Raw genomic sequence first — 16,209 nt, forward strand, 5'->3', positions numbered from 1 at the left:
TGCCACGGAGGAGAGAATTCATGTCGTCTCACATCGCCTTTTTCAATTTCCCGGCGATCGGCCATGTCAACCCCACGCTCGGCGTGGTGGAAGAACTGGTGAAGCGGGGAAACCGGGTGACGTGCACCGTGACCGAGCATTTCGTTCCTGCGGTGCGCGGAGTGGGCGCGGAGCCGGTCGTCTACGAATCGGTTTTCGGTGAGTTCTACCGAAGCCCCTACACTGCCGAGGCGAACGCCGGGGAAGGGCTGCGCTGTCTGAACGAGGCGACCTCCCTGGTGGAACAGGTGGGTCCGTTCTACGAGAAGAACAAGCCGGACCTCATCGCCCATGACTTCATGGCCTGGGGAGCCCGTTTCCACGCCTCGAAGAACGGGATCCCGGTGGTCCGGCTGTTCCCCTCGTACGCGTGGAACGAGCACTTCAACATTCAGGAGCGGTTCCCGATCGCGGAATTCACCGATCCTCAGGTCATGGACATGGTCGGCAAACTCGCGGCACTGCTGCCGGAGTTCGGGCTGCCCGCCGACCCGATGGCCTTCTTCCAGGGCATCGAGAAGCGCGGCATCGTCTTCATGCCCCGGGAGTTCCACTACGACGGGGAGACCTTCGACGAGCGGTTCGTCTTCGCCGGACCCTGCCTGGGCGACCGCTCCTTCCAGGGCACCTGGCAGCCGGCCGCCGCCGGCCGGCCCGTGCTGCTGATCTCGCTCGGTACCGCGGCCACCGGCTGGCCGGAGTTCTTCTCCCTGGCCGTCGAGGCCTTCCGCGACCTGACCGACTGGGACGTCGTCATCGCCGTCGGCGACCACCTCGACCAGGCCGAACTCGGCGAACTGCCGCCGCACTTCGACGTACGCCGGCATGTGCCGCAGCTCGACGTGCTGCGCCACGCCCGCCTGTTCGTCACCCACGGCGGCATGAACAGCACCATGGAGGCGCTCTACCACGGCGTGCCCATGGTGGTGATCCCGCAGATGAACGAGCAGCGGGCCAACGGCCTGCGCGTCGGCGAACTCGGCCTCGGCCGCCACCTCGCGAAGGAGGAGGTCACCGCCGAGAGCCTGCGCACGGCCGTCGACCAGGTCGCGGGCGACACCGCGGTGACCGAGCGTGTCACCGCTCTCGGCGAGACCATGCGCGCCGTCGACGGCCCCGCCGTCGCCGCCGACGCCATCGAGTCCTTCCTCGCGCAGCAGACCGAACAGCGCTGACCGACCGTACTTGGGCGGCAAGGAGGGGCCCGCCACCCGGGACGTCCCGGGTGGCGGGCCCCTCCTCGTGGGCCTTCCCGCATCTTCCTCCGCCCTCGTGCGGCTGAGGCAGGTTCGAGTGGGTGTCGAGCGGCGGAGCAGAGGGTGTCAGCGTGCGGGGGACTGTCCTCATGCCTCATGCGGAGCAACCCGTGTTTCCACCGTCTCCTTTCACCTGGAAGGCACCGTGAAGCGACTTCTGAAGATCGCGGGCGTCGTCGCGACCCTTGGCCTGCTCACCCCGGTCGCCGCCGCGGCCGGCCCGGACACCGAGTCAAAGGCCCACCGCGGCACCGGTTTCGCCGGCATCGGCTCACTGACCGCACCCTCCGGCAAGGGCAGCTTCCGATTCGGTGTGGCCAGCTCCGCCACGCAGATCGAGGACCAGAACACCCGGACCGACTGGTACAAGTGGACCCAGCCGGCCCCCGACGGCATGGGCAGGAGCCCCTTCGTCGGCGAGGGCGTGCAGGGCTACAGCAAGGCCGTCGAGGATGTCGGCCTGCTCGACGACCTCAACGTCGACTCCTACCGGTTCAGCATCGAATGGGCCCGCATCGAGCCCAAGCGCAACCAGATCGACGAGGCCGCGCTCGACCACTACAGCGACCAGCTCGACGCGCTCATCGACCGCGGCATCCGCCCGATGATCGTCGTCCACCACTTCGCCAACCCGGTCTGGGTCGACGACCCCGAGGACGTCGCCTGCACCAACGGCCCCTCCGACACCAACCTGTGCGGCCTGGACCACCCACAGGGCGGCCCCCTGGTCGTCAAGGAGATGGCCGAGCACGCCAAGCTGCTCGCCGAGCGCTTCGGCGACCGCGTCGACGAATGGGCCACGGTCAACGAGCCGATGGTCTACATGATGTTCTCGCACGCCTTCGGCGCAGGCCCGCCCGGCAAGGCCAACCTGCCCACCAACTTCGGCACCAAGTTCGCGCCGGCCATCCGGAGCTACATCAGCGCCCACGCGGCCATGTACAAGGCGATCAAGCGCTACGACCGCCATGACGCCGACGGCGACCGCCGCAACTCCGCGGTCGGCCTGACCGCCAGCGTCAAGCAGTACGTCGCCGTCCGCGACGGAAAGATCAGCACCGAGCCCCGCGACATCGCCGCCCGCGACCGCTTCCGCTACTTCTTCGAGCTGAACTTCCTCAACTCGCTGTGGAAGGGCAGCTTCGACGCCGACTTCGACGGCAAGCCCGACGAGGCCCACCCCGAGTGGAAGAACACCATGGACTGGCTGGGCATCCAGCTGTACGACCGCACCGGAGTCTCCGACCCCGGCGACGCGGCGCCCTCCCTGCCGGTCATCGACGTCAACGTCTGCGGTGCCGCGCCCTGTCTGCCGCTGCTCGACGACTCCTACTTCGTGCCGGCCATGGGCTACGAGTCCGACCCCGACGGCCTCTACCCGGTCCTCAAGGACTTCGCCGCCCGCTACCCGGGCGTCCCCCTCGTGGTCAGCGAGTCCGGCATCGCCTCCGAATCCGGCAAGCGCCGCGCCGAGTTCACCGTCCGCTCACTCCAGCAGATCGAGCGCGTCCGCGCCGAAGGCGTCGACGTCCGCGGCTACTACCACTGGAGCCTGATGGACAACTTCGAGTGGCTCATGGGCTACAGCGCCCGCTTCGGCCTCTACCGGGTCGACCGCACCACGATGGAACGCACGCCCACAGAAGCGGCGACGGTCTATTCGCAGATAGCGGGCTCGCGCACGTTGTCCAAGGCGATCCGCGAGGAGTACGGCGGCACGGGCCCCCTGACTCCAGAGCCGGCCAACCCCTGAGCTGCAGCGCTCCCCACGTCGAGAATCTCGAGGATGAGCAGATGAGCAATGCCACCGCCCAGGACATCACGGCGTTCCTCCGAAGCACCGTCGCCGAACTGCTCGACGTGACACCGGAGTCCGTCGACCCAGGCCGACCTCTGCGCGACCTCGGCGTGGACTCCGCCGGCGTCACCACCCTCGTGGCAGCCCTCTCCCGACACCTGGGCGAACACGTCCCCACCTGGGTGGTGTGGCAGCACCCCACGATCGCCGCGATGGCCGCCCACCTCACCGGCGCCGTGACCCCCACCCCGGCTCCGGCCGCGAAGGGACAGGTCCACGACGGCGAGCCCATCGCCGTCGTCGGCCTCGGCTGCCGGCTGCCCGGCGGCGTCGACACCCCGGAGGACCTGTGGCAGGCCCTCTGCGAGGGCCTCGACGCCATCCGCGAGGTGCCCGCCGACCGCTGGAACGCCCACGAGTGGCTGGACGACGACCCGCGTGCCCCCGGCAAGATGACCACCCGCTGGGGCGGCTTCCTCGACGACGTCTCCCGCTTCGACGCCGACCTGTTCCACATCTCGCCCGCCGAGGCCCGGCACATGGACCCCCAGCAGCGCATGGCGCTCGAGGTCGCCTGGGCTGCGCTGGAGGACGCCCGGGTCGTGCCCGGCTCCCTGTCCGGCAGCCGCACCGGTGTGTTCCTCGGCGCCATGGCGCAGGAGTACCACCTGGCCACCGGCGCCGACCCCGAGGCCATCGGCACGCACTCCGCCGTCGGCTGGGACAACTCGATCATCCCCGCCCGTATCGCCTACACGCTCGGTCTGCAGGGCCCGGCGCTGGCCGTCGCCACCGCCTGCAGCTCCTCGCTGACCGCCACCCACCTCGCCGTGCAGAGCCTGCGGCGCGGTGAGAGCGATCTCGCCCTGGCCGGCGGCGTCAACGTCATGCTGCACCCCAACACCACCGTCGCCATGACCAAGTTCGGCGGCATGAACCCCGACGGCCAGTGCCGCGCCTTCGACGCCGGTGCCGCCGGCTACGTACGCGGCGAGGGCTGCGGGATGCTCGTGCTGCGCCGGCTGTCCGACGCGCTCGCCGCCGGTGACCGGGTCTACGCCGTCATCCGCGGCTCGGCCGTCAACAACGACGGCGCCTCCAACGGGCTGACCGCCCCCAACCCGCTGGCCCAGGCCGACGTCCTGCGCACCGCCTGGCAGGACGCGGGCATCGACCCCAAGGACGTCTCCTACGTCGAGGCGCACGGCACGGGCACCCTGCTGGGCGACCCCGTGGAGGCGGAGGCCCTCGGCACCGTCTTCGCCGAGGGCCGCATCGAACCGCTGCGCCTGGGCTCGGCCAAGACCAACTTCGGGCACCTGGAGCCCGCGGCCGGAGTCGTCGGCCTGCTCAAGACCGCCCTCGCCCTCTACCACGGCGAACTGCCCGCGAGCCTGCACTTCGACGCGCCCAACCCGCACATCGACTTCGAGCGCAACCGCCTGAGCGTGGTCGCCGAGCACCAGACCTGGCCGGCCGCCCCCCGCCGCTACGCCGGCGTCAGCGGCTTCGGCTTCGGCGGCACCAACGCCCACGTCGCCCTGGAGGAGGCCGCCCACCGGCGCCGTACGCTGCTGCCCGTCACCGCCGACGACGAACAGACGCTGCACGACGCCGTCACCGCCCTCGCCGGTACCGCCACGCCCGGCGCCCCGGCCCAGGAGCAGGGCACCCACCGAGCCGTCGCTGCCATCACCGCCACCACGGCCGAACTCCTCGCCGGACCGGCCCGCACCGGCGAACGCCCCCCGCTCACCTTCCTCTTCTCCGGCCACGGCTCGCAGTGGCCGGGCATGGGCCGCGAACTGCTCGCCGAACCCGCCTTCCGCACCGCCCTGGACGCCTGCGACCAAGCCGTACGCCAGTACACCGGCTGGTCCGTCACCGAGGAACTGCTCGCCGACGGCGCCCGCTCCCGGCTCGACCGCACCGACGTCGTCCAGCCCGTGCTGTTCTCCGTGCAGATCGCCCTTGCCCGCACCCTGACCGCCTGGGGCCTGGAGCCCGACACCGTGCTCGGGCAGAGCGTCGGCGAGGTCGCCGCGGCCGTCGTCGCCGGCGCCCTCGACCTGGACGAGGGCGCCCGCCTGATCACCACCTGGTCCGCGCTGATCACCGAACGCGCCTGTGGCCTCGGTGCCCTGACGGTCTGTGACCTCGGCATCGACGAGGCCGCCGAACTGGCCCGCGACACCGCCCGCGGGATCAGCTTCGCCGGGCACCTCGCCCCCGGCCAGGTCTGCCTGTCCGGACCCCTGGACGCTGTCGCCACAGTCGAACGCGACCTCGCCGAGCGCGACGTACGCACCCTGCGCGTCAACATCGACTACGCCTCCCACAGCGACACCCTGCGCGACCTGGCCCCCGAACTCGTCCGGCGCCTCGGCACGGTGCGCACCCGCACCACGTCCGTCCCCTTCTTCTCCACGGTGCTCGCCGGCCACGTCGACGGCACCGCCCTGGACGCCGCCTACTGGGCGCGCAACATGTGCGAGCCGATGCTGCTCGCGGAGTCGGTGACCGAGCTCGCCCTCGCCCGCCCCGCCGCCACCCGCGGGCTGCGCGTCGTCGAGATCGCCCCGCACTCCGTCGTCCGGCGCTCCGTCGAGCGGACCCTCACCGACCTCGGCGACACCCGCTCCGCGGCCCTCGCCACCTGCCGCCGCGACCGCAGCGCCCGCCGCGGCCTGGAGGAGCTCGCCGCGCGCCTGTGGTGCGACGGGCACGACATCGACTGGGACGCCGTGCACGGCCGCCAGGAGCGGGCCGCCCGCCGCGCGCCCCTCACCCTGACCGTGTCCGGCAAGACCGAGCAGGCGCGCGCCGCGAACGCCGCTCTGCTCGCCGACCGCCTCGACGGCGCTGCCGAGAGGGACCTCCTCGACGTCGCCTACACCGCCGCCCACCACCGCACACACTTCGAGCACCGGGCCGGCGTCACCGCCGGGTCCGTCGCCGAGGCCGCCGTTGCGTTGCGGGCGCTGGCGGAGGGCCGGGCTCATCCGGATGTGGTCGAGGGTGCCGCCGTCACGGGTGGTCTGGCCGTGCTGTTCACGGGGCAGGGCAGTCAGCGCCTGGGCATGGGGCGTGCGTTGTACGGGGCGTTCCCGACGTTCCGGGAGGCGTTCGACGAGGTGTGTGCGGCGTTGGAGCCGTATCTGCGGGTGCCGTTGACGGCGGTGTTGTTCGCGGCGCCGGACAGCGCGGATGCGGAGCTGGTGCATCAGACGGAGTTCGCGCAGCCGGGGCTGTTCGCGGTCGAGGTGGCGTTGTCCCGGCTGTGGCAGGCGTGGGGGATCGCGCCTGTCGCGGTGGCGGGTCATTCGGTGGGTGAGCTGGCGGCCGCGCATGTGGCGGGTGTGCTGGATCTGGCGGACGCGGCGCGGTTGGTGGCGGCGCGTGGCCGGTTGATGCAGGCCTGTGAGCCGGGTGGTGCGATGGCGTCGGTGGAGGCGCCGGAGACCGAGGTGTCCGAGGTACTGGCCGGGATCGGGGGCCGGATCTCGGTGGCGGGCCTGAACGGCCCCACCCAGACAGTCGTCAGTGGCGACGAGTCCGCGGTGGAAGCGGTGCTGGAGCATTTCACGGCTGCCGGCCGCCGTACGCGCCGACTGGTCGTGTCGCACGCTTTCCACTCGCCGCACATGGACGCGATGCTCGCCGAGTACGAACAGGTGGCCGCCTCCTGCGTGTTCCGGGCACCCCAGGTGCCCCTGGTGTCGACGGTGACCGGTGGCTGGGCGACGGCCGGGGAGCTGGCGGAGCCGGCGTACTGGGTGCGTCAGGTGCGTGAGACGGTGCGGTTCCTGGACGCCGTGCGCACGCTGGAGTCCTCGGGCGTGGGCCGGTATCTGGAGTGCGGTCCGGCGGCGGTGCTGTCCGCGATGGGCGCCGGGTGTGTGGAGGGGGAGGCGGTGTTCGTCGCCTCCCAGCGTGCCCCGCGTGCCGACGGTGACGCCGCCGACGAGGTCCGTACCCTCGTCCGCGCGCTCGCCGCGCTGCACGTGGCGGGCGAGGACCTGGCCTTCGACCGTGTCCTGCCCGGCGGCCGGCCCGTCGACCTGCCGACCTACGCCTTCCAGCGCGAGCGTCATTGGCTGGAGACCACGCGCGGCGGCGCCACCGACGCCCGCGAACGCTCCCAGGCCGAGGACGCCTTCTGGGACGCCGTCGGCAGCGGTGAGGTCGCGAGGCTGTCCGAGCTCCTCGGCGCGGCCGACGCCGACGCCGTCGCCGCCGTCCTGCCCCACCTCGCCGCCTGGCGCGACCAGCAGGACCGCGCGGGGCGCATCGCCGACTGGATCTACGAGGAGACCTGGGAACCCTCCGCCGTGGCGCGTACCGCACCCGCCCTGCGCGGGCACTGGCTGATCGCCGCCCCCGTGACCGCCGGCGCCCGCGCCGAACGCCTCGCCGCCGCCGTCGCGGCCGCCGGAGCCCACCCCCACATCCTGACCACCGACGACGACCGGTCCGCCTGCGCGGCCCTGATCGGCGCCCTGACCGCGGCCCTCGGCGAGGACACCTTCACCGGGATCCTCGCTCTCACCGCCGCGGACACCACCGCGCACCCCGGCCACCCGGACGTGACCACGGGCGCGGTCCACAGCCTCACCCTCGTGCAGGCCCTGGCCGACACCGCCGTACGGGCCCCGCTGTGGTTCCTCACCGAGGGCGCCGTCGCCGCCCACCCCGAGGACCCCGCCCCCGACCCAGCCCAGGCCCAGACCTGGGGCCTCGGTCATGTCGTCGCGCTCGAACACGCCGCCCGCTGGGGCGGACTGGCCGACCTGCCCGCCGACCCCGGCGAGAGCGAGCTGCGCCAACTGCTCGCCACCCTCGCCGCGCACGGCACACCCGACGCCGAGGAGCACGTCGCGGTACGTCCCGCCGGACGCCTGGCACGCAGGCTGCGCCGCGCCGCCCCGGACACCTCGGCCCGCCCCTTCACACCGCGCGGCACCGTCCTCGTCACCGGCGGCAGCGGAGCCCTCGCCGGGCATCTCGCCCGCCGCCTCGCCGAACGGGGCGCCGAACACCTGGTCCTGGCCTCCCGGCGCGGTCCCGCCGCCGACGGCGCCGCCGAACTCGTCGCCGACCTCGAGGCGTCGGGAGCCCGCGTCACCCTCGCCGCCTGCGACGTCACCGACCGGCAGCAACTCGCCGGCCTCATCGACACGCTCCGGCGGGACGACACCCCGCTGCGCGCCGTCTTCCACACCGCGGGCCTGCTCGACGACCGGCTCCTCGACGGCCAGGACGCCGAGTCCCTCGCCGCCGCCACCGCACCCAAGCTCACCGCGGCCACCCACCTGGACGAGCTGACCCGCGACCTCGACCTCGACGCGTTCGTGCTGTACTCGTCCGTCGTCGGCGTCCTCGGCAACGTCGGCCAGGCCAACTACGCGGCCGCCAACGCCGCCCTCGACGCGCTCGCCGCCCGGCGCCGCGCCGCCGGTCTGCCCGCCGTCTCCGTCGCCTGGGGCCCCTGGGCCGACGGTGGAATGACGCACGGCGCCGCCGAGACCCAACTGCGCCGCATCGGCCTCGAACCCATGCCCGCGCCGCACGCGCTGGACGCCCTGGACGCCGTACTCGACCGGGGTACCACCGCGCTCGTCGCCGGCATCGACTGGGCCCGCGCCGCCACCGCCTACACCGAAGGCCGCGACCGCCCCTTCCTGCGCGCGGTCCCCGAGGCCGCCCGCGCCCTCGCGGACGCCGGCCCCGCCGAGACGGACACCCCGCTGCGGGCCACCCTCCTCGCACTGCCCGAGGACGCCCGCGCCGACCATGTGCGCCACCTGCTGGCCGTCGAGGCCGCCGCGGTCCTCGGCGCGAAGGACCCCGAAGCCCTCGACCCCGAGCGCGGCTTCAAGGATCTCGGCTTCGACTCCATGATGTCCGTGGACTTCAGTGTCCGAGTCCAGCAGCGCACCGGCGTCCTCACCCCGAGGACCCTCGTCTTCGACCACCCCGACCTGGCCGCCGCCACCCGCTGGCTGCTCACCGAACTCGCCCCCGCCGCACAAGCCGTACCCGCCGCCGGCACCGGCACCCGCCGCCCAGCCGACGACCCCCTCGCGGTCGTCGGCGTCGGCCTGCGCATGCCCGGCGACGCCCACGACCTCGACAGTCTCTGGCAGGTCCTCGCCCAGGGCCGCGACACGGTCACCACCGTGCCCGCCGACCGCTTCGACGTAGACGCCTACTACGACCCCGACCCCGACTCCGAGGGCCGCACCTACACCCGCCACGCCTCCTTCCTCAGCGACGTCGCCCACTTCGACGCCGCGTTCTTCGGCATCAGCCCCCGCGAGGCCGAGCCGATGGACCCTCAGCACCGGCTGCTGCTGGAGGCCGCCTGGAACTCCCTGGAGAACGCCGGCATCCGCCCGCGCGACCTCCGCGACACCACCACCGGCGTCTTCGTCGGCGCGGGCGTCGGCGAGTACGGCAAGCACCGGCAGGGCGGCACCGCCGACACCTACACCCTGACCGGCAGCCTGCCCAGCTTCAACGCCGGCCGGCTCTCCTACCATCTGGGTCTGCAGGGACCGGCGCTGTCCGTGGACACCGCCTGCTCCTCCTCCCTCGTCGCCCTCCACCTCGCCTGCGAGGCGCTGCGCTCCGACGAGTGCGAACTGGCCCTCGCGGGCGGTGTGCAGGTGCTCGCCGACCCCGACTCGTTCGTGGCGCTCAGCCGTTCCCACGCGCTCGCGCCCGACGGCCGCAGCAAGACGTTCTCCGCCGAGGCCGACGGCTACGGCCGCGGCGAGGGCGTCGGCGTGATCGCGCTGATGCGGCTGTCCGACGCCGTCGCCCAGAACCGCACCGTGCTCGGAGTGATCCGGGCGACCGCCGTCAACCACGACGGCGCCAGCAGCGGCATCACCGCCCCCAACGGCTCCTCCCAGCAGAAGGTCATCCGTACCGCCCTCGCCTCGGCCGGACTCACCTCCGCCGACGTCGACTACGTCGAGTGCCACGGCACCGGCACCTCCCTGGGCGACCCCATCGAGGTGCAGGCCCTGGCCGCCGTGTACGGCGAGGGCCGGGCGCCGGGTCACGAACTCGGCCTCGGCACGGCCAAGAGCGTCATCGGCCACCTGGAGTCGGCCGCCGGCATCGCGGGCGTCTGCAAGGTCCTCGCCTCCTTCCGCCACGATGCGTTGCCCGCGACCCTCAACAGCAGCCCGCGCAACCCGAACATCGCCTGGGACGACCTCCCGGTGCGTGTCGTCGACGCCCTCGAACCATGGGAGCGGGACGTCGAGCGTCCGCGCCGTGCGGGTGTGTCGTCGTTCGGGCTGAGTGGCACCAACGCGCATGTGATCGTGGAGGAGCCGCCTGTTCTGGCGGGGGCTGCCGCTGAGGTGGTGGTTGGTCCGGTGCCGGTGGTGGTGTCGGGCCGTGACGAGGTGGCGGTGCGTGTCCAGGCGGGGCGGTGGGCGTCTTGGCTGGCCGGGCGTTCGGGCGTCCGGCTTGGGGATGTGGCGGTGACGGCGGCTCGTCATCGCACGCACTTTGAGCACCGGGCGAGCATTGCGGTTGGTGACACGGCTGCTCTTGTCGAGGCGTTGGAGGCGTTGGCCGCGGGTGAGGCGCATGACGCGGTGGTCTCCGGGGTGGCTGAGCGGCGCGGGAAGGTGGTGTTCGTCTATCCGGGGCAGGGTTCGCAGTGGGTCGGTATGGGCCGCGAACTCCTTGCCACGAGTGTGGTGTTCCGGGAGACGGTCGAGGCGTGTGATGCGGCTCTGATGCCGTTCACCGGTTGGTCGGTGCGTGAGGTCTTGGCGGGTGAGGAGGGTGAGCATCCGCCGTTCGACCGGGTGGATGTGGTCCAGCCCGCGTTGTTCGCGATGGGTGTGGGCTTGTCGGCGTTGTGGCGTTCGCTGGGTGTGGAGCCTGCCGCGGTGGTGGGTCATTCGCAGGGTGAGGTCGTCGCCGCGGTGGTGAGCGGTGCGTTGTCGTTGGAGCAGGGTGCGCAGATCGTGGCCGCTCGTTCGAAGGGGGTTCTTGCCTGTGCCGGTCAGGGCGGTATGGCGCTGATCGAGCGGCCTGTCAGTGTGGTCGAGGAGTTCCTCGCGCCCTACGGTGACGCCCTGTCGGTCGCGGCCGTCAACACCGCCGGGTCCACCGTGATCTCGGGTCAGGCCGACGCCGTCGCGCGGATCGTGTCCGAGCTTCAGGGGCAGGACGTGTACGCCCGCAAGATCAATGTGGACTACGCGTCGCACAACGCGCAGATGGATCCGTTGCTGCCGGGCCTGGCCGCTGAGTTCGAGGGTCTTACGCCGCAGGCCGCTGGGATCGCCTTCTATTCGACGGTGACCGGGGAAGTGGCTGCGGGTCCGGAGTTGGACGGCACGTACTGGTGCCGCAATCTGCGTGAGCCGGTCCGTTTCGATCGTGCCCTGGGCAGGCTTCTGGACGACGGTCACACGGTGTTCGTGGAGATCTCCGCCCACCCGGTGCTGTCGATGCCGCTGACCGACGGCAGCGCCGACCGCGGTGGCATCGTCGTCGGCTCCCTCGCCCGTCAGCAGGGAGGCTACGACCGTCTGCTGCGCAACCTCGGCCTCCTCCACGTCCAAGGCCACCAGCTGAACTGGAACAAGGTCCTCGGCGGCGGCACTGTCGTCCCGCTGCCGACGTACGCCTTCCAGCGCGAGCCGTACTGGTCGGACGTACCGAAGACGAACGGGGATGCCGGGTCGCTCGGTCTGGACGCCTCCGCGCACCCGTGGATCGGTGCCGTCACGCAACTGGCCGACGGTGAGGGCCATCTGATCACCGGGCGGCTGTCGTCGGCGGAGCAGCCGTGGCTGACGCACCACACGGTCTTCGGGTCGGTCATCGTGCCCGGCACGGGGCTGCTGGAGCTGGCCACCGCCGCCGCGCACGAGGTCGGGGCGACCGGGATCGCCCAGCTGACGCTGGCCGAGCCGCTGGTGATCGACGACGCCGTACGGATCCAGATCACCGTCGGCGCGCCGGACGCCTCGGGCCGCCGGGCGATCGCCGTCCACAGCAGCCCCGAGACCGCGCCCACCGAGTGGACGCGGCACGCGACCGGTGAACTGGGCGAGGGCGCTCCCGATCCGGACACCTCGGCGTTCGGCGAGCTGGCACAGTGGCCGGTGCCGGGAGCCGAGCGAGTCGGACTCGACGGGTTCTACGACCGGTTCGCCGCCCAGGGCATCGACTACGGCCCGGTGTTCCGCGGTCTGGCCGAGCTGTGGCGCAAGGACTCCTCCGCCTACGGCCTCGTGCGTCTGCCGGACCCTTCCGCCGGTGCCGAGTTCCTGCTGCATCCGGCGCTGCTCGACACCGCCCTGCACGTGATGAAGGGCGTGGCCCGCGAGGAGGCACCGGGCGCGCTGCTGCCGTTCGAGTGGAGCGACGTCGACCTGCACGCGGCGGGCGGCGGTGAACTGCGCGTACGGATCGACGTGTCCGCCGGTGCCGAGGGCGCCGACGGCGGTCAGGAGATCCGGGTGTGGGCCTGCGACCCGGCCGGCGCACCCGTCGTACGGATCGGCGCACTGCATCTGCGCCGGGCGACGGCCGAGCAGCTGCAGGCCGCGCGCGGCGGCGCCGACGGACTGCACCGCCTGGAGTTCCAGCCGGTCGCGGCCCCCGTACCGCAAGGCCCTGTCGCGGACGCGGTGCTGACCGGTACCGGCCTGATCGCCGAACGGCTCGGCGTACCGGCGCTCGCGGACGGAGGGGCCCTGACCGCGTGGCTCGCCGCGGGTCCGCACGTGCCCGCTCGGATCGTCGTCGACGCCACCGGACGGCCACCGTTCGACAGCGCGCCGGAGGCCGCCTACCGGGCCACCGAGTTCGCGCTGGCGCAGCTCCAGGAGCTGCTGTCCGACGAGCGGCTCGCACGGACGGAGCTGGTCTGGGTGACGCGCGGCAGTGTCGCCGCCGCGCCCGGCGACACCGTCGAGGGACTGCCGTACGCACCCCTGTGGGGCCTGGTCCGGTCCGCGCGCGCCGAGCACCCCGAGCGCACACTGCGCCTGGTCGACCTCGGTCCCGACGACGCCGACCGGGACGCGCTCGCCCGCGCCCTCGCGGTCACCGGCGAGCCCGAACTGGCCGTCCGGGGCGGCGAGGTGAGGGCCGCCCGCCTCGTGCGGGCCGCCGCGGACGGTACGGGGGCCGCGGTACGGGCCCTTGACCCCGAGGGCGTGGTGCTGATCACCGGCGGCACCGGCGAGCTGGGCCGGGAGACCGCCCGGCACCTGGTGCGCCACCACGGTGTGCGGCACCTGGTGCTGACCTCACGGCGCGGGGCGGAGGCCCCCGGCGCCGCGGAACTCATCCATGAACTGGAAGAAGAAGGTGCGCGATGCGTACGAGTGGTGGCTTGTGATGTCTCTCGGCGAGATGACGTGGCGCAGGTGCTCGGTAACGCTCCACAGGGCCGCGGATGGACTGCGGTCCTGCACCTCGCAGGAGTCCTGGACGACGGTGTCCTCCTCGGTCAGGACGCGCGGCGGCTCTCCCGAGTGATGGCCCCGAAGGTCACCGGCGTCCACCACCTGGACGAACTCACCCGTGACCTGGACCTGGCCGCCTTCGTGCTGTTCTCCTCCGCTGCCGGCACCGTCGGCACGGCGGGACAGAGCATCTACGGCTCCGCCAACGCCTACCTCGACGCGTTCGCCGCCCGGCGGCGCGCCGAAGGCCGCCCGGCCACCGGCCTCGCCTGGGGGCTGTGGCACCAGGCGGGCGTCGGCATGACGTCCCACCTGGGCGCGGTGGAGCTGGAGCGGATGCGCCGGCAGGGCATCGCCCCGCTGCCGTTCGACCAGGGGCTGGCGCTGCTGGACGCGGCGCTGGCCCGCCCGGCCGGAGACTTCGTGCCCGTGCGGCTCGACCTGCGGGCCGCGCAGCGGGAGGCCGACCAGGGCGGCGTCGTGCCCGCGCTGTTCCGCGCGCTCGTACGGCCCCGGCTGCGCCGCGCGGGCGGCGGCTCGGGTACCGGCTCCGCCGGCGGCACGGGCAGCCCGGCCGGTCTGCGTGAGCGGCTGCTCGCGGCGGACGGGGAGCAGCGCACGGAACTGGTCACGGAGGTGGTGCTGCGCGAGGTCGCCACGGTGCTGGGCCTGTCCGCCGCGGGGACGCCCGCCCCGCAGCAGGTCCTCAAGGACCTGGGCCTCGACTCGCTGATGGCGGTCGAACTGCGCCGCCGTCTCTCCGCGGAGACCGGCCTCTCGCTGCCCGCGACCCTCGCCTTCGACTACCCGACCCCCGAGCACATCACCCGGCTTGTCCTGAACCGCATGGACCTGCCGTCGCTCACGCCGGACGCCCCGGCTGCCGAGGACCCGGCGTCCCCGCTGAGCTGGACCGCGCCTGCCGGGACCGAGGGGGAGCGGTCCGTGGACGACATCAACGCCGAGCTCAACGCGCTGCTGGAGGCATCGGGCCTCGACCTCGACTGACCCCCGAGCCCCGGGAAGCACCCAGGGGAGATCTTCTCCGGTGGCCACCGCAGCACGCTGGAGACGCCCGACCGAAAGGGAACAGGAACATGGCGCCCCTCACGTACGCCCGACAGAACATGTCGTCCACCAACCGGTTCGAGGAGGTCGAGGCAGCGCTCCGGAAGCGGGACGGAGTGGCGCAGGCGGCCGTGGTCTCCCACGAGATCCGGCTCGGGGAGCGGCGCCTGGTGGCGTACGTGGTGCCCGAGGTGCCGGACACGGACGTGACCCAGCACGTCGAGCGATGGCGCGCGGTCTACGACGACATGTACGGCGACACCGCGCCGGACGCCACCCGGATCGGCGACGACTTCACCGGATGGAACAGCTCCTACACGCGCGAACCCATCCCCCTGCCGGAGATGCGCCGGTGGCGCGCGTCCACGGTGGAGCGGGTGCGCGGTCTTCAGGCGCGCCGGGTGCTGGAGATCGGGGTCGGCTCCGGCCTTCTGCTCGGGCCGCTGGCTCCGGAGGCCGAGGTCTACTGGGGCACCGACTTCTCGGAGCCGGTCATCGAACGCCTCCGCGCCCAGGTCGGCATGGATCCGCGGCTGAAGGACAAGGTGACGCTGCGTTGGCAGCCCGCCGACGTGGCCGACGGACTGCCGGCCGAGTACTTCGACACGGTCGTCCTCAACTCGGTCGTGCAGTACTTCCCCGACGCCGCCTACCTCTCGCGCGTCCTGGACGTCGCGCTCCAGCGGCTCGCACCCGGCGGCCGGATCGTCATCGGCGACGTCCGCAACCTCGGCACCCTCCGGGAGTTCCTGACGGCCGTTCACCATGCCCAGCGCCCCGGCCAGGAGCCGTCCGCGGTCCGGGCGGCGGTCGCCCGCGCCGTGCGCCGCGAGACCGAACTCCACCTCGACGCGGGCTTCTTCACCGAGTGGGCCGACGCGCACCGCGACGTCGTGGCCGTGGACATCCGGCTGAAGCCCGGATCCAACGGGAACGAACTCACCCGGCACCGCTACGAAACCGTCCTGCACAAGCAGCCGAGCGGGCCGACTCGCCTCGCGGACGTCCCCACCGTCGCCTGGGACTCGGATGTGCACCAGATGTCCGGTCTGGAGGCCGAGCTGGCCCGGCACGGCGGCCGCCTCCGGCTGACCCGGATCCCGAACGCCAGGCTGATCAGCGAGGCGGCCGAGTGCGGGGTTCCCACCACGGCGGAAGGGACACCGCTCGACCCGCACGCGCTGCAGACCTGGGGCGAGGAGCACGGCCGGGCCGTCCTGTGCACCTGGTCGGCCGAGGCACCCGGCTGGTTCGAGGCGGTGATCGTGCCCGCGGACGGTACGCACTGTTACGGCGGCGTGTACCGGCCCATGGACACCCGGACCAGGCCGCTCGCCAACGCGCCGGTGGTGTCCCGCCGGGCGTCGAAGCTGCCGGCGGTGCTGCGGCGGGATCTGGCGGCCGAACTGCCCGACCACCTGGTGCCGGACGACATCGTGGTCGTCGCACGCATGCCGCTGACCGCGAGCGGTGAGGTCGACCGCGCCGCGCTCCCCGCACCGGAGCGAGCCGGCGAGTAGGTCTCGCCGCACACACGGAACCCGCGAGCACATGGACCGGCTGCTGTCGCGAACCGATCGTGACAGCAAGGGAG

General features: G+C 72.7%; 4 protein-coding genes. All 4 read left to right on the forward strand.

What is annotated here, in order from left to right; genetic code table 11:
* Nucleotides 1-20: 20 nt before the first annotated feature.
* Complete coding sequence (locus ACIHFB_RS43725; RefSeq protein ID WP_365287537.1) at nucleotides 21-1,214, forward strand: macrolide family glycosyltransferase; 1,194 nt, start codon at nucleotides 21-23, stop codon at nucleotides 1,212-1,214.
* Between the two features lie 226 nt (nucleotides 1,215-1,440).
* Nucleotides 1,441-3,048, forward strand: a complete 1,608-nt coding sequence (locus ACIHFB_RS43730) for a family 1 glycosylhydrolase (protein WP_365284581.1) — start codon at nucleotides 1,441-1,443, stop codon at nucleotides 3,046-3,048.
* A 41-nt stretch (nucleotides 3,049-3,089) separates the two neighbouring features.
* The gene (locus tag ACIHFB_RS43735) at nucleotides 3,090-14,555 is read left to right on the forward strand and encodes an SDR family NAD(P)-dependent oxidoreductase (protein WP_400129770.1); all 11,466 of its coding nucleotides are present in this window, start codon (nucleotides 3,090-3,092) and stop codon (nucleotides 14,553-14,555) included.
* 89 nt (nucleotides 14,556-14,644) lie between these two features.
* Nucleotides 14,645-16,135: a methyltransferase gene (locus ACIHFB_RS43740; protein WP_400129771.1), complete on the forward strand. Its 1,491-nt coding sequence runs from the start codon at nucleotides 14,645-14,647 to the stop codon at nucleotides 16,133-16,135.
* The last annotated feature ends 74 nt before the right edge of the window (nucleotides 16,136-16,209 follow it).

The organism is Streptomyces sp. NPDC051963, from assembly GCF_044593495.1.
GTDB lineage: Bacteria > Actinomycetota > Actinomycetes > Streptomycetales > Streptomycetaceae > Streptomyces.